The organism is Roseivirga misakiensis (assembly GCF_001747105.1).
Classification (GTDB): Bacteria; Bacteroidota; Bacteroidia; order Cytophagales; family Cyclobacteriaceae; genus Roseivirga; species Roseivirga misakiensis.
This window is the reverse complement of the sequence record NZ_MDGQ01000004.1, coordinates 25302-46409: the sequence shown is the minus strand read 5'-3', so window position 1 is coordinate 46409 and position 21108 is coordinate 25302. Positions and strand designations below refer to the sequence as shown.

Annotated in this window: 14 protein-coding genes and 1 tRNA gene; 7 read left to right on the top strand and 8 right to left on the bottom strand. The window is 39.0% G+C overall.

What is annotated here, in order from left to right:
• Positions 1-2 precede the first annotated feature (2 nt).
• The gene (locus tag BFP71_RS06160; protein ID WP_069834621.1) at positions 3-689 is read right to left on the bottom strand and encodes a LiaI-LiaF-like domain-containing protein; all 687 of its coding nucleotides are present in this window, start codon (positions 687-689) and stop codon (positions 3-5) included.
• Between the two features lie 128 nt (positions 690-817).
• On the opposite strand from BFP71_RS06160, the gene BFP71_RS06155 reads away from it, so the two are divergent.
• The 6 genes from BFP71_RS06155 to BFP71_RS06130 all read left to right on the top strand — a co-directional run bounded on the left by BFP71_RS06155 (position 818) and on the right by BFP71_RS06130 (position 7621).
• Positions 818-901 (top strand) — tRNA-Leu (locus BFP71_RS06155).
• A gap of 384 nt (positions 902-1285) precedes the next feature.
• The gene (locus BFP71_RS06150; protein ID WP_141719696.1) at positions 1286-4213 is read left to right on the top strand and encodes an SdrD B-like domain-containing protein; all 2928 of its coding nucleotides are present in this window, start codon (positions 1286-1288) and stop codon (positions 4211-4213) included.
• The gene (locus BFP71_RS06145; RefSeq protein WP_069834619.1) at positions 4213-5061 is read left to right on the top strand and encodes a fimbrial biogenesis chaperone; all 849 of its coding nucleotides are present in this window, start codon (positions 4213-4215) and stop codon (positions 5059-5061) included. The genes BFP71_RS06150 and BFP71_RS06145 overlap by 1 nt, the downstream gene beginning before the upstream one ends.
• A 162-nt stretch (positions 5062-5223) precedes the next feature.
• Complete coding sequence (locus BFP71_RS06140) at positions 5224-5847, top strand: hypothetical protein (protein WP_069834618.1); 624 nt, start codon at positions 5224-5226, stop codon at positions 5845-5847.
• Between the two features lie 109 nt (positions 5848-5956).
• Entirely contained in the window at positions 5957-6511 is a 555-nt protein-coding gene (locus tag BFP71_RS06135; RefSeq protein ID WP_069834617.1) for a hypothetical protein, read from the top strand.
• Positions 6512-6568: 57 nt separating this feature from the next.
• The gene (locus tag BFP71_RS06130; protein ID WP_069834616.1) at positions 6569-7621 is read left to right on the top strand and encodes a M42 family metallopeptidase; all 1053 of its coding nucleotides are present in this window, start codon (positions 6569-6571) and stop codon (positions 7619-7621) included.
• Here BFP71_RS06130 and crcB read toward each other — a convergent pair whose 3' ends face one another.
• From crcB to BFP71_RS06110, 4 genes are read right to left on the bottom strand one after another with little or no spacing between them, the layout of a single operon-like run.
• Complete coding sequence (gene crcB, locus BFP71_RS06125; RefSeq protein WP_069834615.1) at positions 7622-7996, bottom strand: fluoride efflux transporter CrcB; 375 nt, start codon at positions 7994-7996, stop codon at positions 7622-7624.
• Positions 7996-8439, bottom strand: coding sequence for a hypothetical protein (locus tag BFP71_RS06120; protein ID WP_069834614.1), 444 nt, complete (start codon positions 8437-8439; stop codon positions 7996-7998). The genes crcB and BFP71_RS06120 overlap by 1 nt, the downstream gene beginning before the upstream one ends.
• Positions 8436-9035 carry an acyl carrier protein phosphodiesterase gene (locus BFP71_RS06115; RefSeq protein ID WP_069834613.1) on the bottom strand — a complete coding sequence of 200 codons (600 nt, stop codon included), beginning with the start codon at positions 9033-9035 and terminating at the stop codon, positions 8436-8438. Before BFP71_RS06115 ends, BFP71_RS06120 begins: the two co-directional genes overlap by 4 nt.
• Before the next feature lie 49 nt (positions 9036-9084).
• Positions 9085-11577: a DUF5916 domain-containing protein gene (locus tag BFP71_RS06110; RefSeq protein ID WP_069834612.1), complete on the bottom strand. Its 2493-nt coding sequence runs from the start codon at positions 11575-11577 to the stop codon at positions 9085-9087.
• A 281-nt stretch (positions 11578-11858) separates the two neighbouring features.
• On the opposite strand from BFP71_RS06110, the gene BFP71_RS06105 reads away from it, so the two are divergent.
• Positions 11859-12548, top strand: a complete 690-nt coding sequence (locus tag BFP71_RS06105) for a class I SAM-dependent methyltransferase (protein WP_069834611.1) — start codon at positions 11859-11861, stop codon at positions 12546-12548.
• Between the two features lie 60 nt (positions 12549-12608).
• Here the strand turns inward: BFP71_RS06105 and BFP71_RS06100 are convergent, their stop codons facing one another.
• From BFP71_RS06100 to BFP71_RS06090, 3 genes are all read right to left on the bottom strand, one after another.
• Positions 12609-15317 carry a hypothetical protein gene (locus tag BFP71_RS06100; protein WP_069834610.1) on the bottom strand — a complete coding sequence of 903 codons (2709 nt, stop codon included), beginning with the start codon at positions 15315-15317 and terminating at the stop codon, positions 12609-12611.
• Between the two features lie 78 nt (positions 15318-15395).
• On the bottom strand, positions 15396-18203 hold the full coding sequence (locus BFP71_RS06095) for a hypothetical protein (RefSeq protein ID WP_069834609.1): 2808 nt from the start codon (positions 18201-18203) through the stop codon (positions 15396-15398).
• Positions 18193-21015, bottom strand: a complete 2823-nt coding sequence (locus BFP71_RS06090) for a hypothetical protein (protein ID WP_069834608.1) — start codon at positions 21013-21015, stop codon at positions 18193-18195. The genes BFP71_RS06095 and BFP71_RS06090 overlap by 11 nt, the downstream gene beginning before the upstream one ends.
• Positions 21016-21108 lie beyond the last annotated feature (93 nt).

Genomic DNA, 21108 nt, shown 5'->3' with positions numbered 1-21108 from the left:
GTTTAATTAGTTAATTCTGCCCCTCCAAAGATGATAACACCAGTGATTACCAATGTTTCAGGCGATTCAGGGTTGTAAGCCTTTACAATCCTTTTATCAGTTAATGCACCAAAAATACTGGTGGTTTTTACTTCAACGTTCCAATCTTTAGGTACGCGAATTTTAGAGCCACCAAACATATAGAATAAATCTAGTTTGGCTGAATCTTTAGAAAGCTCAGAAGTGGTTAAGTCAATATTTGACCCTCCGAAAACTGCTGTTAAGCTCCCTCCTTTAAAGTTACGCGTACCGATGACCTTATCGCCACCGCTGAAAATAGCCGTATCCTGTATGAAATCTTTCTCGTCTTGATGATTAGATTTTAAATCATCCGTGGTCACTGCTTTTCTATTAAGTATATATATACCGATCAGCACGAGGGAAACTGGCCAGAAATCCCAAAATGAAAAGTCTATATAGAACCAATCATCTAAAACAAAATAAAAGCCGATGACAAATAGAATAATACCTGCCTTTTTATCCTCTTGAGAAAAGAAGAAAAATATACCCAGTAGCATCAGAATATTTTCCCACTGGAATAAGTAGTGCCTTAGTTGCCAAGGAATCAAGCCTAGGTTACTTAATACGGTGACTCCACCAACAAGTACCAGTAAGATGCCAAGAAGCGTGCTCTTATTAATATTATTCATTTTTCGATTTGAGATTTAAATCTAGAAAACTCGTTGAGGTTAAACAACGGACATTTGTTGAAAGGTGAGTCTTTCTTATTTGAAATAGGTCAATTCTTATTTACTTTTGCCAACCCAATAATTACCATGCGCACGTGGTGGAATTGGTAGACACGCCACCTTGAGGGGGTGGTGCATTAACTTGCGTGGAGGTTCGACTCCTCTCGTGCGCACAAACCCTGGCTTTCTAAGCTGGGGTTTTCTTTTGCGCCAGATTTCGTGCTTGCCAATTATTCGGGCAAAATGTTCTATCTACTCCCTAAAGTAGTGTTGGCCGGTTACGCTTTAAACCCATGTCAGAGAACAATTAATAGGAATAGAGAAATATTGGCTAGCGTTACGCCTTAGACTTGAGATACTGACAACTAATCTGTCTAGGGGTAAACTTTACGGAAAAAATTATTTTTTATACATACAAAAGTTTGTCTCTGGCATCACGCATTTTTCAACTTATCCTCAAAAGTGGCTGAGGGCAACGTAATTAGGTGTTTTCATATTGTGCTAAATCAATTGAAACTTATATATTTGAAATACCTAACATCGAGAACTAACTTATTTTGACTACGCGTCTATCTAGACTGTGGAGTTTCCTCTCCATTGCCATGATTGGTGCATTATGTTTGATGATAGCCAATTCGGCGACTGCTCAAACAAATGGACTCAATACGGCCCTAACCCTTGACTTTCTCAAGTCAGGTGGTACTGCGTCTGCGGATGATGTTGTGACTAATGTCATAAAAGCCAAAAACAGAACTTCTCGCCCCCTTCGATTTTCACTCGATTTATCTTCACCTTCTGGTTGGAAAGTTGTTAACGACTTAGAGAAAATTCATGTCGTAGCTCCAGGAGACTCTACGTTTATCCCGATTAGATTAGTCCCATCAAGGACAACCAACGGTAATACCAGTTACTTTATTAGTGCAACAGCCTATTCGCAATTCGGTGATGCCCTAGCTTCAAGTTCTTGGTCAGTTGAAGTGAAGAAAGTGTCCAAATGGAATATGCTTGTCGAAGAACGGGAAGTATACTTTACAAATGAATCTGACAGTGCGAGTGTTCATGTAAGGTTAGTGAACGAAGGTAATTCTGTTGAAAGAATAAGAATTAATTTATCGACGAATGTCAGGTTAGATGTATTGGATCACGAGTGGAAGAAGATTCAAGACAATACCTTATATGCAGAACTACCAGTTGGTTTGGATAGTACTTTCGTTCTAAATGTGCGGGTAAGTGAAGATAAGACCAAAGGGTACTTTTTTACTGATCGACCAGATGATGAAGAAGAACAAATCAATAATAAAAAGTATCGCTTGCAGATCAATGCGGCAAGTGTAGACAATATCGATAAAATAAAAGGGCGCCGAGTCAGTTTCACCAAGCTTTCTAACAAAGCCAAATTTGACTCTGGAAAGGGAAGTGCTGTAATACCGTTAACCGCCGAGTTAAACTCCTATAATATTCTATCTAATTTCACCAACTTCTCTCTTGACCTGCGAGGAAATGCGGACCTAGGCAGTCAACGCTTCTTAAGTTATTACTACCAAGCTATTATTACAACGAGTCTCGTTGGTGGTACACAAGTTCGTAGTGCCAATCGATTCATCCAGTATTCTACGCCTAGGTATTCGGCTTCTTTGGGTGGTATAGGTGAAAATATGGGTGTATTCATTAATGGCATGGGGGCAAAAGGAAGCTATCGTTTCAACAATTTTGAAGTCGGAGCTATTTATGCAACCAATGCCAATAGAGGAGGAAGGTTGAGTAGAAATGACCTGACTTATTTAGGTGGTAGAATTAAGTATGAACCTAAAGAAGGTAGTAATGTAGAATTACAATACGTAAATCAGATAGATGATTTTAATGTAATTGACGGGCATCTTTTTAGAATGCAAGTGAACCATAGAATCGGAAAACGACATCGAGTCGGGATTGTGGGTGCGTATAGCGTTCAAGAAGATAGTTTTGATCCAGATAGTGTTTTTCAAACACCAGGATATGGCGCTGAACTCAGATACTTCGGGTCGGTTAATAAATTAAATATTGGTTTCACAGGCGCATATTATTCCGAATCATTCTTTGCTCAGAGAAGCGGAAGCAGGCAATTGGCTTTGAATTTGAGATACCCGCTTTCAACTACTTCTAGTCTTAGTTTTAGAGGAGCAGTAAATAGTAATAGACCAGTTCGCTTCTTAAGAGGAAATCTTTTTACGAGTCAATTAAATAAGAGAGATCGTTATGAATTGCGTTATGAATGGAGGCTGAATAAGGCAACGATGAATGTATCTCCAATTCATCAAGATGATGAGGTTCTAGGTTTAAGAGTTAAAACTTCAGGACTAGCGGCAGGCTTAAGTAGAAATAATGGTAAGCGTTTTAGGGTTTTCACGAGGTTCTTTGCTGGGTTCTCCGATGCTCCAGATTTTGAAATTGAGCCATTTCCAGTAGCTCGCTGGGAGAATAGACTTCGGTATAAGAATTTGAATTTCGTAGCAAGGTATAATTACGGTCCCGCTACGGTAACAGAGAATATTAGGGTTATTGAGGATCAGATTAATCCACAGTCGGTCTTTATCTCAACTTACGCCTCTCTTTATTTCAGAAAACAAGGCTTGTTATTCAGGCCTAGAATTAACAGCCGCTATGAATCTGTCTTTGCAAGGTGGAGAACGAATATGACAGGTGAGTTCGTCTATTACGCTAAAAGTGGATACACCTTTACCATGGCTGCAGAGCTAGTTTCTGTCAAACAAGGTGAAAGCCCTATCGCTTTGCAGAATGAACAACAAGGAATAGACGGAGTTTTAGAGCCTTTTAATCAAGCAAACACCTTTTTGCGCTTTGGGATTAAAAAAGACTTTGGATTTAAAAGGCCAGGGGGTAAGGCATTCGACCTGAAAGTACTAGTGTTCAAAGACGCCGATGGAAATGGGAAAAGGGATAAGGGAGAAGAGTTTGTGCAGAATGTAATGATCACTTTAAAAGACCAAACCATTATGACAGACCTTAATGGAGAGGCTAGCTTTGAGAACTTAGAAGTAGGTAACTACTTGGTTAAATCAAAAATGCTAAGCGACAATGAAGGTTGGTTTAAAGCCGGAAACAACCCAGTGCTAATGAATAAAAGCCAAACCTTACTTATACCATTAACTCGGGGTGTGCAGATCATAGGAACCGTAATAGCACAGAAAGCTACTTATTCCAGGTCTTATGATGACGTGAAGCTAGGCGGTATAAGAATATCAGCGATTGGATCTGATGAGCGTGTTTACTCGGGAGTAACCGATAAGGATGGCAAATTTAAAATTTTCGTACCCTTTGGTAAATATGTGATTGATGCCAGTTCAGCAACTATAGATGAACAGTTCCAGTTTGCTCAAGATTCATATGAATTGACCATTGATAATGCAGATTCAAATTATGAACTAACCTATTATCTCATAGAGAAGAAAAGAAAATTGAACATCAAGAAATTCGACAATAACTAATGATTAAGAACATGAAATTAAACGCTAAAGACTTTAGGCTGATGAGAATAGCTTCAATAATGCTTTTGCTGTTGGCCTTTTTTGCGTGGGATTCGGTTGCTCAGAAAATTTCGACCTCACCGACTAGAATAAACTATAAGGTGACACCTGGTGGTTCTGGGACTAGCAGAATCACTGTCGCTAATAACTCGGCTGATAGGCAAGGCTTTCAGGTGACTTTTGGAGACTTTTCGGCCAATGTGGCTGGGAAGAGTCAGTTTTCGGCACAAGGCACACAATCTAGAAGTTGTGCTTCTTGGCTAACAGCCACGCCAGCAGTTTTCGAATTAGAACCTGGAGAGAATCAAGAGATTTCTGTGCTCATGGATGTACCTGCTGATTCAGCAGCACTAATTGCAAGATGGGCCGTCGCCTACGTGCAGTTGAGAGCGCCAGAAAATGATGGGCAGGGTAGTGGCGAAGGTCTAAAAGTCCAAGTAAATCAATCCTACCGATTTGGCGTCTATATTTTTCAGACCCCTCCAAGTGCCACCGATTCTCGGGGCGAAATCACAGGGTTAGATTTTGAAGAAAACAAGTTTACCGTAAAAATGAAGAATGCAGGAGAGACATTCTTGAGATGCAACTCATATATAGAATTAACCAGTCTGTCCACAGGTGAGACTAAACGTGTTACTACCCGCGGTTTTACCATGTTGCCAGCACTTAATAGAAATACAGTTTTCAATATTCCACCCGATATTCCACCTGGACGCTACTCTGTTTTAGCAGTGATGGATTATGGAAATCGTGATGAAGTTGAAGCAGCTGAAATGGAAATTTTAATACCCCAAAGGGGAAATAATTAATAATGTTGGATTTAAGTACTTATGCAGTAAAACGAGGCTATTGTCCTGATATAGAGGGGATGATAGCGAGAAAAATAACAAAATGTTTTACTGTTAATTTGTATATATGAAAATAAGTCCATACATTCACGTATCGAAACTTTTAACCTAAACATTTATATCATGAAAAATGTAATTAAACTCAGGATGTTAGCCGCAGTGGCATTAGTATCCTTCGCGTTCACTTCAAAGGCGTTCGCACAACTTCCAACAGACAATGAAAATGTATATGTCTCTTTGGAGCTACAAGGTGTACTTGATCTCACTTTGGTAACAAACCCTAACTTAGATTTCGTATTTAGTACTATTCCTCAGTACCAAAACGGTATTACTAAAACAAATGCTACTGAATTAAGAGTAGAAGCTACTGTTGCTTGGGATTTAGCTGTAAATGCTGAGACTGCGACTTGGGAGAATTTCGAAACGTATTCTTCTGCAGGTTCTACTGCTGTTTTATCAGACATCATTGGTGTTAGAGCTATTGACGCTGCTGGTAACTCATTGATCGATGGGGGTGGAGTGGCTAATACCTACTTCAACTTAACTGGTACTGATCAGTTACCAATTATTGGTGATGTAACAGGTACTGTTGATGCTGGTGATGCTCCAGGCGCTCCAGGATCTTACCTAACGTCTCCTGATACTCACCAGTTCAGAATAGACTACAGATTATCTCCAGGATTAGATACTTATACTGCTGGATACTACGGTATCAACCTTATTTACACGCTAGCAGAAGACCTTTAATAAAGACATAACTTTTACTAAGACGTAGTAAATAAGTTAGTTCGATTTATGTTGATTGGTAAAAGGGGTAACAATATTGTTACCTCTTTTAATATTTATAACTTTATGCATGCGGACACTGGTACTGGCGACGGTCTTGCAATTCTTTATGGTCTTTTGGTGCTCTGGTCAAACCATTGACTTAACGATTACTAAAGGCACTGACCTCGTTTTTACATTTAATTCTATACGATCCTATACCACAGGCGCCATTTTAGGCAATGCTTCAGAGGTAACCATAGAATCTACAGTAGAATGGGACCTATATGTGGGAACCCAAACTGTTACTCCGGGTTTCTGGGATCTTGTTCAATCCTATTCTGACGCAGGGGATGATAACGTTCCAGTAAGCATCTTATCCATACGAGCCAATAGTCCTGGTCTTACTTCACAAGAAGCCGCCTTTTTTCAACTTCAAGATATTTCTACTCCAACTTACTTGATTGGGTCTGTTGGGAATGATGCCACCACTGGCTCAGGTATTGGTACTAACGACCCTGGTGATTCCAATTCCGATCCATTTACACATCGCTTTCGAATTAGTTATCGGTTAACACCAGGTTTTACATATTCTCCCGGTATCTATACAATGGAGGTTCTCTTCACTATCGCTGAGGATTTATAGCCTTCAACTTCACTCTCAAATCCTTTACTATTATATTCACAGCAAATCTGATTTGTTATGGCTTTGAATATTCCTTTACTCAAAAACATTTGTGAAATCGCTGGCGCTCCCGGTTTTGAGAAGCGTATTCGAGACTTGGTAATTGCAGAGGTAAACCCGTTAGTTGATGAGCTAAGCGTTGATAATATGGGTAACGTTTTTGCGATTAAGCGAGGTGTCAATAACCCCGATGGCAAGAAAGTCATGGTAGCTGCCCATATGGATGAAATAGGGTTTATCGTGTCTCACATCGATGACAATGGTTTTGTAAGATTTCAAACACTAGGTGGTTTTGATCCAAAAACATTAACAGCCCAACGTGTTATTATACATGGTAGGGAAGATGTGATTGGTGTAATGGGAAGTAAGCCTATTCACGTAATGACTGCCGAGGAAAGAACTAAAGTGGCAAAAACCTCAGATTACTTTATCGATTTGGGTATGCCAAAAGAGGATGTTGAAAAAGTGATCGCTATTGGAGACCCAATTACCAGAGAACGCGAACTGATCGAGATGGGTAATTGCGTTAATTGCAAATCAATCGATAATCGCGTTTCAGTTTTTATTCTCATAGAAGCTTTAAGAAACTTAAAGAAACAACCTTACGATGTTTACGGTGTATTTACCGTTCAAGAGGAAGTCGGACTGCGTGGTGCTAATGTTTCTGCACATACTATTAATCCAGATTTTGGTTTTGGTTTGGATACAACCATCGCTTTTGATTTACCCGGAGCCCAGCCACATGAAATGGTCACTGAGTTAGGAAAAGGAACAGCTATAAAAATTCTAGATGCTTCTACAATCTGCGATTATCGAATGGTGGCTTATATGAAGGAAATGGCCAATAAGCATGACATTAAATGGCAACCGGAGATTCTAGTGGCAGGCGGAACTGATACGGCTGGGGTACAGCGCATGGGTAAGAATGGTGCTATTTCTGGTGCTGTTTCCATTCCTACACGACACTTGCATCAAGTTATTGAAATGGCGAGCAAAGATGATATTCAGGCCTCTATTGATCTACTGATGGCCTGTTTGGAAAACCTCGATCAATACGATTGGAGTCATTAATTAGCCTTTAGTCAATTTGTATCCTAGGTAGGCAGCGATTAGGCCTATCGTAATACTTAAGCCAATATAAAGTATCGCTTGAATAGGCTTATTGGCAAGGAAAAGGTTGTGACTTTGAAAGGCGAAGGTTGAAAATGTCGTAAAACCACCACAAAAGCCTGAGATTAATAATAAGTTCATTGAAGGAGTGAGTAGCTTTTCTTGCTCAGCAAAACCAGCGAGTAGGCCCAATAAAAGACATCCTAAAATGTTGACGACAAAGGTCCCATAAGGCTCAAAATTTTCGATTTGCTTGTGGAGAACTTCTTGGATAAGGTAACGAAGTGCGCTACCAATTCCACCACCGAGTGCTACTATGATAAGGTTCTTGATCATTAATCTCTAACCTCTTTTTTAGGTGCTTTCCGTTTGATGTATTTGTACACCTTGTCATAATTGCTGTTCTCTTGATTCGAGAGTTTTACATAGCCTTTATTTAAAAATACCAGCTTCAGCTGACGAAATTCTGTCTTATTCGTCATGACCTTTGTTTCTTGCCAAGCACCTAGATTTTTAATTTCTTGGGTGGTTTTAAAAAACCTAAATGGGAAGTATATATGAACTAAATCATGACTGATTTTAATCACCTTGTAGCCAAATAGAAGCTTGGATAATAGAATGCTTGTCGTGAGCACCAAGATACCCAGCATGATATATCGCCAAGTGCCCTCTGCATCATCTAATATCTGCCGAAGGAAATAAATTGATCCAAATCCACATACTATGGTGAATATGGTCAGTGAGAAAATAGTCTTTCTTTGTGGCTTTGAAATTATCATTGAGACGAATTAATCAAATCTTCACGAAATACTGAAATATGCTGTTGAATCTCAGCAAAAAAGGACTTGAATTCACTTTCAAATTCAGCGTCATACTGCAACAGGTCTTGAATGGCGTATTCCAGCTTAGAATCAAATTTGGTTCTTCTAGAAAGACCTTGTAGCGCCCTATGAATACCCTCACTTTTACCGTAATTCACTAACCAGTTACCACGAACCATATATGGGAGCATTTTCTGACCTCGAGGGGGGATTATATCCCAATAAGACTCCATGAGCTTGTAACTCAAATCAGCAAATTGGACTAAAGGCTTGTCCGAAAACAGTTCGAAGTTCTTTGCCAAATAGTGGTCATAAAACATATCGACAATAACACCTGAATAGTGCCGATACTTATCTCTTAACCTGTCCTTACTGATCGCCACGGTAGGGTGATTATCGGTATAGAAATCTATTTCCCTATGCAATAGTACTCCCTTACCAATCATTGGGTCTAAAGCTTCAAACTGCTTTCCTTTAATAAAGTCACCAAGAAAATTACCAACCTTAATTTTAGGGTTGTCGCCTGAGAGTAATAAATGGGCTAGATAGTTAATGCTTTTGCTTTTAACTAAAGGTATTAACCAGTGGAGGGATTCCCAAACCTTACTTAGTGAAGATTTTCTTGACGTTTAAGTAGTCAAGGAAGTATACCAACCTGATCGTAATGGTATCGAAATTTGGGGCGTTAAAAGTATTGTTGAAGTTATCGAAGAAGTCAAGTTGTGTATTGATATCATTCGTGCCGATCGATCTTTTCCAGATAGCTCTAATTTCACTACCCGGAGAAAACTGCCAGTTATACTCCATATCGATATTGAACACATTGAAGTTTCTGTCGTGGAGCGGATCATTTGTTACCTCGTCTCTTCCACTATAATCGGAATCTAATAATTGATCGTCTTCAGTGAGCTCTAAGAAGTTTCTGTATTCTACTCGGTCCCAGTTATGACGTAAACGGAAAGTCACCCCCATTCTGTTGGAGAAAATATAGCGCGCATCAGTCGTCGTTGTCAACCTTCTTCTATCTCGTACACCAAAAATTACATCTGTTAGGCCTCCTTCATCATTATAAAAGCGGGTCACATATCCTCTATTATTTTTTCTATCAAGAATATCAATTCGTTGACTGATTTCGGCACGTTCGCCAATTCTAATTCTACCCGAGATGTTGTAGGAATTTTCTGAAAAGTCCCACTCAGATCTTAATGTTCTTCTAAATCTACCAGTGACTCTGAACTTTTTCCGCCCATCTGATCTAAGGTTCATTCCAAATCTTACACTTTCAGGGATTCTAAAAACATAATCATCTACACGAGCTTCGAAGAAATCATTACTACTTCTCGGGCTTCCTCCCAGTTCTGCCGATAGTGACCAGAAGTTCCTGAATTGGCCATCAACATTGAAATTCATGTTCATATTCGTAAATTCCTCTGTCGCATGCAATTGATTATACTGCGTATTAAATCGCATAGACCAGCTGTTGAAGATGCCCTGTGGTCTGAACTGATTGTAAGAGATTTGACCTCCATGTTCCAGCCTGTTCGCTCTTCTTAAAAAGCCTAAGTCATTAATATCATAGTCATCAGTCTCCACATTCCTTCGAACATTAAACTGAAAATTACCTCTGGTTTTGGCGATTGAGAGATTGTACTTATACCCAGTTTTATTTGAGCTAGTTTCTGTTTCTATATCGTGAGATATAACTTGACTGTACGAGTAAGAACCACCCACGCGCCATGTCAGAGTTGGGTCGTTAAGACTTAGATTAAGAGCGGTTACATTAGCATCATCTCCATTTTTACCTCTCCATACGTTGGAGTTAGTTAAGGTGACGCTAGAGTTATTTCTCAAGTTTTGATCAAGCACTAATAAGTTAAAGTTGGTCAATGGATCAGCCTCTACCTGTCTGACTTCTCCCGTTTCTGTATCTTCTACTTCTACAAATGTTCGATCGGTAACTGCGTTGAAAAGGCCAATACCCAATCCACTATTTGTTCTTCCGGTGATTTTACTAGCATTAATCAGCTGCGCGGCTTGAGGCCTCGAAGTGATTTCTTCATTTTCACCAAGTGTTTCTGTTACATTCCCGAAAGTCGCCCCAATTCTTCGAGAATAGAAAATGCCTGCTCTATTGAATAATTCCACACCTTCAGTAAAGAACTGTCTATTCTCGTCGAAACGAACTTCAAAAGGCGAAAGGTTTAATACCTGATTGTCCGAACGAACACCACTGAAATCCGGAATGAGAGTGACATCTAAGGTAAAAGCATCATTGATACCATACTTTATATCCATACCGCCGTTCAATTGGGGAGTGACGAAACCTGTTTCAGTCGATCGGCTAATTACCGTTGAAACGTAAGGGTAAAAGAATAGTCGGGTTGGTGTTTTAATATTTTCTAAATTCTTGACTAATCCTGCTTGATTAAGATAACCATCAATTTCTGGGTCGATAGGATTCCAGAACGAGTCTTCATTGATCGCAGATGATTTTCTGAAAAAGTTAATTCCCCATTCCTGAATGTCATTTGATTTAAATCTTAGAACGGCGTAGGGAATTTTGTATTCTACTGTCCAGTATTCGTCAGTAATTTTGGTGTCTGATAACCAAACGGCATTCCAGTCTTCATCATTTCTCCAAATACGCTCATTTCCACCATTCGAGTACCTAGTATCATATTGTACCCCAGCAACTGTGACAAATAAACCAACGCCATTGAGCCCTGCGTTAAAAGGATCTATAGAAACTCCGAAGTAATCAGAATTACCAATATTATCACGGTTAGTTAAAAGGTTAAAAACGCTATCTCTTTTCTCATAAAGTTTAGCAGAAATGTAGATTGCTTCATCGTCGTAAAGAAACCTTACCTCTGATTTTCGAGCCGAAGCATCGCCTGGAGATGGTCTTCTTTGCACAAAGTCAGTTAGTATCGGAGCTGTTTCCCACGCTTCTTCATCAAAGACACCATCAATTTTGATTTTATCTGTCGTTCGAACGGCATCAAACGTTTTTGGGTCGCATTGCGCATTGAGTCCTAAGTTAAAACTTAGTAAGCCACAGATAATGAAAGTAAAGGTGAAGAGTGCCTTCGTCATGCTAAATTATAATTGGCTAAAGTTGCCAAAATTGAGTGTATATGTTAAATGAAAGTTATCCTAGAAGTAGATATTTGGTTTGAATGGTAAGTGATAATTAACTAGTTGCTAATAAGCACTTTAAGTGTATTTGTTTCAGTGATAGGAGTAGTTATGTTTTATTCGTTGGTACATGCATATAACCGTATTTGTTTTGTAATGTTTTGATCCTGCGGAATTTTATTTTGTTGGTGTTTTAGCCGACATTTTGATTTACTAAATGATATGTTCTTTTTTGAAAAATGAATCCTTACGGTGCGGCTTTAAAGGCATATAGTCAGCAAAAAGAGACTGGTGATTTAAGGCTACATAATTCTTATGGGGTACCTGAAGAAATGCCCATTTGGTACTTTTTCAGAGAGTATGAGGATATGCCTGAACTTGAAAAGCTGGCCTTGACAGTATGTGAAGGAGCTGTACTGGATGTAGGTGCGGGCACTGGGTCTCATGCATTATGTTTACAGCAGATGGGCTGTGAAGTGACGGCCATTGATGTCAATAAGGAAGCCGTTGAAATTATGAATGCTTCTGGTGTTAAAAATGCATCAGAGGTAGATTTCTTTAAAACCGAAGAGACTCAACAATATGATACAATCTTAAGCCTTATGAATGGCTTGGGATTCATTGGGAGTTTGTCTAACCTCAATCATTTTTTAGAAAAAGCAGATCGACTTTTAAAGCCCGAAGGGCAAATAATTATAGACAGTAGTGATATAAGTTACTTATACGATGGTCAGGAAAAACCTCAAGATAAATACTTTGGCGAGGTGAGATTTCAGTATGAGTATAATGGTAAAAAAGGAGACTGGTTCGACTGGGTTTATGTTGATTCTGACACGTTAGATCGAATGGCTTTTGAGGCAGGATGGTTCGTCTACTTTTTACATACCGATGAGAATGGGCAGTATTTAGCGAGGCTTATTAGGAGATGACCCTTTGTCATTTCCTCAATTTGAGTTTTTCATCAATAAGTTAATCGTTTCGTTAAAACCTTACTGACCACCTTCTGTCACGGGCCCTTCTTCGACTTGATATTTTAATGTACCAAATCCCAGTCTGCTGTAGCTATCTACTCCTTCGACAGTCAGTTTAATTTCATTAGGACGATCAGCATTGTAATAGGAGATGGTAGCTTCTCCATTTTCGTTGGTGATCACATTAGCTTTCCAGAAAATGGTAGTTCTCAAATCTGGTACTGGATCATTCTTTTGCTTTTCTGTTTCATAAACAGGAGCATAGAATTCAGTAGTGTAGTGCTGATAGGTACTATGAAAGAACTTTCGATTGAACATTGGCTTGTAAATAAGTTGATCGTTAATCGTATTGATGTTTACTATTGGGAAAGTAATTTCCTCAAAATAGATATCCGGAGCTCTATTTGGCCCAGGTAAGAAAGTTCTGTTGTATGATATCGATTCAATGTTTCCCCAATCTATACGGTTAAGCTTTTCTCTTACAAAGTACTGTCCATCAGTAATGGTGCTATCTCTTTGAACAAAATCGATAATCTTCATAGGTTCACAATTGAGTTGAATTCTTATGGGTCTACCTTTAGTCATTAAAACGTCGTATATCATAGCCTGCTTCCCAGGGTCTGGACTAAAGTTTCCGATATCATGTATTTCTGGATTTACCTGCTTTAGTATGGCTAGAATGTCTAAGTCTGTCATATCCAGTTCTTCAACCATTTTAGTATTCCAAGGGTCCTGAAAATGAAAATCCCTTAAATCACAGCCAGCATACGATATTTTCCCATTATCTTCTACTATTACAGCGCCAAGTAATAGAGTGTTTTGAAACCTATCCGGCGATAACTTAAATTCTTGGTGAAATAATAAATTGTCGTCTTGTAAATATTTATCTCGATAATATTCTGTATACCGTGCAAGATGACTTGACCTTGCAATCCTTTTCTCTTGATTTGGTATTAAGCTGAATTTATCCCGCTCCGTCATTTTGTTAGATGTAATTAGGAAGGAGTCACCAAGAGATTTTAAATAAGTAGATGGGATTCTAAAAACACCGGTTTTGTCAACTTCAAATGACTTTAGACTACCGCCCCGAATTGGAAATAGAACTACTTCCCGGTCTTTTAACAACTTTCTTTTCCTATTCCGCCTATGAAGGCTTCCAGTAATTTGCTCTGGGTCAGTAATGATTGAAGGTTCATATCTTCTCCAGCCATTGGTTAGCATCACCAAGTCGAGCGCTTTTTCTGATTTTTCATTACCGGAGAAGTAGAAATTAGGTGTGGGCACATGGCCCATAAGATCTGAAGCGAGTAGTATTTGGGCCAATAAATTGGGTTGTTCGGGTAGAGGGCTTTTTGTTCTTAAAGCATCGACGGCAGCAAATGAGAAGTTGCCTTCTACAGGGAAGCCATCTTCATCAAGTACCCTAATTTTAGCCTGAACAAGTTCTCTTGCTGCATATTCTTTTTTATCGGTTTCAATATTGATGTTCAATTGGTTGTCTGAGTTGGCAAAGAATAACCGTTCTGCCAGCGGTATATTATTGATATCGGTTACCCGAAGATTATAGACCCCAACACCAAGATTGTTAAAGGCAATCTGCCAGTTTTCTTGTTTGGAAAACTCAAATGGCACCGAACTGATTATCGAGTCATTCTTGGCAATGATAAACTTTCCTTTTTGTCCATATCGGTCAGGCGTTGCTTTAACGGCTGCATACTTTTCAGGCGCACCACCTAATTTTGCTAGACTCAGTTGAATCCCTGATTTTCTTATTTCAGGGAGCCTATACAGCGAGTCAATTTTGAACGGCTCATTGATTTTAAAGTAATAGGCTGAATTGGCATTGGGCAACAGATCAAAACTCCCCGTGCCTTGATAGAAGCTTTGGCTTGATGCCACCATTTTCCCCTTTTCATCCAGAATCACTCCTTTCAGGTCAAAGGCCTCTCCATTTTGATCGATTGCTTTGTAAGCGACTTTATTTACCATTCCAGCGATTATGTTCCCACCTTCTGGAAAAAATTGCAAATCGATACTTTTTGATGGAACAGCAATGGGAACGGTCAGCTTAATAGGTTTAGTCAGTCGTTTGTCTCGACTTTCGATTAGCAGGGTGAATTCTTTGTTGCTATTTCTCTTTAGTTCTTTAAGATTGAGGGTGACTTTTCCTTCTGTTGAGGTCTTTAATCTTCCTTTTTTAATGGATTTGCCTTCATTTAAGATAGTGTAAGATAGTTTTACCTCAGGAGCTTCATTGTTAGTGGAGTATCGTGTGAAAATATCTATTTCATTTTCACTGTTGGGGTCGTAAGTATCAAATTTCGGGAAGCCTAAAACTTCAATTTCATCGGCTATTTCTGATCGTACGAATATGTCTTTAGTGAAAGCCTGCTCTGCTGGGCTGCCAATCATTTGACCAGTTACAGCTATTATTCGATATTTACCTTCGAGTTTTGGGGCGACCAAGTATCCATCGGTGATTCCATCGGTTAATTCCCAGCTAGTATTTGTCTTTTTATTGCCTTCACCGTCCACCATCAGCACGTGAAGTGCTAAACTGGCTTCTGAAAGCTGATTGAGCATATCGAAACTATAGCCCTTAAACCAGATAGTGTCTTGAGGTGCATAAATGTCTTTATCTGTTGAGAGGTGGGCCTTTTCAATTACCTGAGCTGAGCAAGTGATTGAAAGAAGGATAGAGCTTACTAATACGATGAAGAATCTCATAAGCTTTGGTTTTGTGTGTGGTTAAGCTGATTCTAAATATAAAAACGACTTATTAGCACCTATTGTTCAGTTAAAACCTTACTGACCTCCTTCTGTCACGGGACCCCCTTCTACTTGATATTTTAATGTACCAAAGCCCAGTCTGCTGTAGCCGTCAACTCCTTCGACTATTAGTTTTATTTCGTTAGGTCTATCTGCGTTGTAATATGAAATTAACGCTTGACCGTTCTCATCGGTGATCACGTTCGCCTGCCAAAAGATTGTTGTCCTAAGGTCCGGGACGGGATCATTTTTTTGTTTCTCTGTTGCGTAAACTGGAGAGTAAAATTCTATAGTGTAGTGTTGGTAAGTACTATGGAAGTACTTCATATCGAAAATTGGCTTATAAATAAGCTGATCATTGATGGTGTTTATATTTAGAATTGGAAAAACGTTCTGCTCATGATCCATCCGAGTGAGTATTTGTGTAGTCGTATTGATAGAAATTGACTCAATGTTTCGAAGATCAATCCTGTTTACCGTTTTAGCGAAGTTGTATTCCCTTTCCCTAACAAAATAATCGCTCGAATTCATCGGACCAAGTGTGCTTCCCCACGGCTCTTGTTCTTCAACGGCTTTGCCGTTTCTATCAGCGTTATCAGTATTGACTTGAGTTATTTCTCTTGCTGGCCCACTGCTGACTCTTATCATTCTGTATTCGATTCTTGGTATAGGTACACAGTTTATATATACCCTCATAGGCCACGTACCATACAATTTTGTTCTACTGAAAATGGCGTCTCCAAAACCACCGACGGTTTCATATGGGTTAACTTGCGTTACTAAATCAACTATGCCATAGTCGCCGAGATTTAACTCTTCTCGAGTTTTTGTATACCAGGGCCATTGATTATGATAATCTTCCAATTTGCAAGTCCCATCAGGTAGTAAGCTTTTTCCTTCCACGACTACAGAATTCAGGAGTAGCGTATTTTGAAAACGATCAGGTCTAAGTTTGAAAGCTTTTTCATATAGCCTTAGATCTTGTTGAAGGCCTGCTTTTAAAACTCCTTGGGTATATCCGAATAGTGCTTTGTCTTTGGCAATTCGTTTGTCTTGGTTTGGTATTAGGCTGAATTTATCTTTCTCATTCCTTCTTTCGGAGAATATCAGAAATGAGTCTCCTTTTGCTCTCAAGTATGAAGATGGGATTTTGAATAGACCAGAACTGTCTACTTTAAAATAATCTATGCCACCACTTTTTAAAGAAGTTAAAACAACCTCACGGTCAGTCAATAACTTTCGCTTTCTATTGGTTTTGTGCAAGCTACCAGCCAATCCCTCGCTATCAATAATAGTACTCGGAACATAGCGTCTCCATCCATTGGTTAGCATTACTAAATCGAGTGCCGCTTCGGCTTTTCTATCAGAAGTAAAATAGAAGTTTGGCGTTGGTATACTGCCTCTCAAATCTGATGTTAGGAGAATTTGTGCTAGTAAATTGGGCTGATCAGGTGATGGGCTTTGAGTTCTTATAGCGTCTATCGCTGCGAAAGAGAAGTTACCTTGTACGGGTAGGCCATATTTGTCTTTGACTGTGATTTTAGCCTCAACAAGTTCTCTGGCTGAATAGGCTTTTTTATCAGTTTGAACATTGATATCAAGCTGACTATCCGAGTTGGCAAATAATAACCGTTCTGCGATCGGTTTGTCGTTTGCGTCAGTTACCCTAAGATTATAAACCCCAACACCCAGATTTTCTGAGGCGATTTGCCAATATTCCTGTTCGGAGAATGTGAATTCGATCGAGCTAATGATCTTATCACTTTTAGCAATGACAAACTTGCCTTTTTGACCATGTAGATCAGCTGTGGGTTTTACGAAGGCATACCTCTTAGAAGAATCGCTCAGTTGTTTGATACTCAATTGTATTCCTGATTTTTCGACCCGTGGAAGTTTGTAGAGCGAGTCAATTTTAACAGGTCCAGTTACTTTGAAGAAGTAGGATGAATTAGTATCGGGAAGCAAATCGAAACTACCCATGCCTTGATAAAAGCTTTCGCTTGCTGCGACCATTTTTCCTTTGTCATCTAAAATCACTCCTTTTAGATCAAAGGCCTCCCCATTTTGATCGATTGCTTTATAGGCGACTTTATTGACCATTCCAGCGATCAGTTCTCCACCTTCAGGGAAGAATTGCAGATCGATATTTTTGGACTGAACCGCAACAGGAACAGTGAGCTTAATAGGTTTGGTTAGTCTTTTGTCATCACTTTCGATTAGGAGGCTGAATTCAGTTCCAATGTCCTTTTTGAGCTTTTCAATATTGAGGGTCACTTTTCCTTCAGTAGAAGTCTTTAGTCTCCCTTTTTTAATCGATTGGCCATTAGAAAGAATGGTGTAGGATAATTTTACCTCTGGGGCTTCATTGTTAGTGGAGTATCGGGTGAAAATGTCAATGGCATTTTCACCATCGGCGATGTAAGTTTCAAACTGTGGAAATGCGAGCACCTCAATTTCATCAGCTATTTCGGAACGAACGAATATGTCTTTTGTGAAAGTTTGCTCCATAGGACTGCCGATCATTTGACCCGTCACCGCTATTATTCGATATTTACCTTCGAGTTTTGGAGCGACCAAGTATCCATCGGTGATTCCATCGGTTAATTCCCAGCTAGTATTTGTCTTTTTATTGCCTTCACCGTCCACCATCAGTACGTGAAGTGCTAAACTGGCTTCCGAAAGCTGATTGAGTATATTGAAACTATATCCCTTAAACCAGATAGTGTCTTGAGGTGCATAAATATCTTTATCGGTACTGAGATGGCTTTTTTCGACTACCTGTGTAAAACTTACATGACCGATAAAAAAGAATGCTGTTAAGAGTATAAACCTGCTAATCATCATTATCACCTCCTTCCGTTAATGACCCTTCTAGTACCTTGTAAGATTTGGTTTCAAACCCCAATCTGCTGTAGCCATCGACCCCTTCGACTGTTATTTTGATTTCATTGGGACGGTCAGCGTTAAAGTAGGAGATGTTAGCTTCCCCATTTTCATTGGTGATCACGTTGGCTTGCCAATGGATGGTTGTTCTCAAGTCCGGGACAGGATCCTTTTTTTGTTTCTCTGTTGAGTAAACTGGAGAGTAAAAATCAGTGGTGAAGTTTTTAAAGATCGTATAATCGATCTTACTGGTGAAAATGGGCTTATATACTACCTCATCATAAAGCGTGTTAATCTGGACAATAGGCCATTGAATAGATGCAAAATATTCCGTGAGTCTTTGACGTGTTAAATATTCAATAGGTGGTTCTATATGTGTTTTGTTGATGGAAATAGATTCTATAAAGTCCGTATCAATTCTTTCAATAGAATACTTTGCATGAAAATTCCCTTCATCCATATCGAAATTTAAGTAGTCAAAAAACAGGTCGATTTTATTCACTGGTTCGCAATTGAGATAGATTTGGAATGGGACAGTTCTTTTGTTGTTTAACTCACCAACAAGGACATCGGTATAAAGCCCTAGCACACCAGAGGTAGGCTTGTTGGGTGTACGCCAGTGATTCCAATCATAAAGGTTTTGAAATTTCTTTATATAGCCGACTTGTTTAAGAAGTGATAAAATATCTTTGTTTTTTGTGTCGAGGTCTTCAATTTTTTTGGTTGTCCACGGATCCTCAAAATGAAATGACTCTAAGGGGCAACTGCCCACAAATTCTTTTTTGGTCCGTGATGCTTCTACTGTTACTGAGTTTAAAAGAATAGTATTTTGAAATTTATCCGGTCTTATTTTATTTGACTTTTCATGTAGAGCGAGGCTTTCAGTGAGGGTAGGTCTAGCTTGAAGTAGGTCATCAAAGAATTTTAGTTTTTCAAGTCTAACGTCATCAATTAGTGATAAACCAGGTTGATCCTTTTTATTCCTAATTCCGGTAAATATGAGGAAAGAATCTCCTCTGTTTTTTAAGTAAGTCGAACTGATCCTGAAAAAGCCTTTTTCATCTGTTTTAAACGTCTCAATACCACCACTTTTTACAGATGAGAAATAGACATCCCTGTTTTTTAAAGGCTTTCTTTTAATGTTCTTATAGATTAATTTCCCATAAAGTCCTTCTATGTCCACTATGGAGCTTGGAGTATGTTTTCTCCAGCCATTGGTAAGCATCACTAAGTCGAGTGCTTTTATAGCCTTAGCGTCCTTTGAAAAGTAAAAATTAGGTGTTGGTATATGGCCCTTAAGTTCAGAGGTTAACAGTATTTGGGCAAGTAGGTTTGGTTGATCTGGCAAAGGATTACCATTCCTTGTATAATCGAATACAGTAAAAGAGAAATTCCCTACAACTGGGTTGCCATTATAATCGGTAACCCGAATTTTAGCCTCAACTTTTTCACGTGCCTCATATTCGGCTTTGTTAGTACTTAAATTCACGTTGAGCTGTTGTTTAACATTGGAGAAAAAAAGTCTTTCAGCCAATGGATCATTGTTTTGATTAAGTACCTTGAAGCTAAATGTGCCGACTCCTAAATTTTCATATGCCACTTCCCAGTTTTCTTGCCCAGAAAATATAAAGTCAGAATTGCTGATCACCTGATTGTTTTTGGTGATTAATAGTTTTCCATTTTTACCTACTAGGTCATTGCTTGCTTTTACAATAGCGTATTGTTTACCATCTTTTTGTTCGTCTGTAATGCTTAGGGAAACACCAGATTGTTTTGCAGATGGTAACTTATAAAGAGAATCGATTTTGAAAGGCGAATTAATTTTGAAGAAGTACTCTTTGCCATTTTCAGGTTTTAAATTGAAGGACCCTGTACCCTTGTAATAACTTTCGGCCGCCGCCACAATTTTACCATTACTGTCGATAATTAGACCCTTGAAGTCTATGGGAATGCCGTTTTCATTTATCGCTTTGAAAGCCACTTTGGAAACAGTGTTTTTAATCAAATCTCCTCCTTCTGGAAAGAACTGTAAATCTATTTTAGGTTGAGTTTTTTGGATGGGAAGAGTCAATTTGACAGGCTTAGAAAGCCTTTTATCTTCGCTTTCGATAACAAGCCTCAGGTCGGTGTATTCCTGCTTGATATTTTGAAGGTCTAGTGTGACTTTCCCGTCTTGGGTAGTCTTGAGCCTGCCTTTTTTTATTTGATCCTCTCCAGAAAGGAGTTGATAAGTTAATTTGACTTCTGGGGCGGCATTATTTGCAGAATACCGTGTGAAAATATCTATAGAGTTATTACCTGAATAGTTGTAGGTCTCGAAATTTGGAAAGGCTTGAACTTCGATTTCATCTGCAAGATCCGAACGCACATAGATGTCTTTTTCAAATGACTGATCAGTTCTTGATCCTATCATTTGCCCACTGATCGCCTTTATTCTAAACCTGCCTTCGTTTTCTGGAGCAATCAAGAAGCCATCGGTTACTCCTCCATTCAATGCCCAAGAAGATCTACTGATCTTTATCCCATCTACATTGACGAGGATCAAATGAAAGGCTAAGCTGCTATCGGAAATTGAGTTGAATTGGTCAAAGACATAGCCCTTAAACCAGATGGTATCCTCTGGTGCGTAAATATCTTTATCTGTTGAGATATAAGCTTTTTCAATGACCTGGGCTTGAATAGCAGTCGTTAAAAAGATGAACAAAGCACTCGCTGCGACGGCACAATGCAATTGTCTGGATACGTTTTGCTCAAAGCGTCTTATAATCCCCATAAATACTTTGTTCCAAGACTTTAATAGTCAGAAGAAAAGAATTTATAGTACTAACGGGAGTTTTCTAAATGGGAACAGCTGACTTTACCTATG

Coding starts and splice junctions, on each gene's coding strand:
- BFP71_RS06160 (WP_069834621.1), bottom strand. CDS start 689: ATGAATAATATTAATAAGAGCACGCTTCTTGGCATCTTACTGGTACTT.
- BFP71_RS06145 (WP_069834619.1), top strand. CDS start 4,213: ATGATTAAGAACATGAAATTAAACGCTAAAGACTTTAGGCTGATGAGA.
- BFP71_RS06140 (WP_069834618.1), top strand. CDS start 5,224: ATGAAAAATGTAATTAAACTCAGGATGTTAGCCGCAGTGGCATTAGTA.
- BFP71_RS06135 (WP_069834617.1), top strand. CDS start 5,957: ATGCGGACACTGGTACTGGCGACGGTCTTGCAATTCTTTATGGTCTTT.
- BFP71_RS06130 (WP_069834616.1), top strand. CDS start 6,569: ATGGCTTTGAATATTCCTTTACTCAAAAACATTTGTGAAATCGCTGGC.
- crcB (WP_069834615.1), bottom strand. CDS start 7,996: ATGATCAAGAACCTTATCATAGTAGCACTCGGTGGTGGAATTGGTAGC.
- BFP71_RS06120 (WP_069834614.1), bottom strand. CDS start 8,439: ATGATAATTTCAAAGCCACAAAGAAAGACTATTTTCTCACTGACCATA.
- BFP71_RS06110 (WP_069834612.1), bottom strand. CDS start 11,577: ATGACGAAGGCACTCTTCACCTTTACTTTCATTATCTGTGGCTTACTA.
- BFP71_RS06105 (WP_069834611.1), top strand. CDS start 11,859: ATGAATCCTTACGGTGCGGCTTTAAAGGCATATAGTCAGCAAAAAGAG.
- BFP71_RS06100 (WP_069834610.1), bottom strand. CDS start 15,317: ATGAGATTCTTCATCGTATTAGTAAGCTCTATCCTTCTTTCAATCACT.
- BFP71_RS06095 (WP_069834609.1), bottom strand. CDS start 18,203: ATGATGATTAGCAGGTTTATACTCTTAACAGCATTCTTTTTTATCGGT.
- BFP71_RS06090 (WP_069834608.1), bottom strand. CDS start 21,015: ATGGGGATTATAAGACGCTTTGAGCAAAACGTATCCAGACAATTGCAT.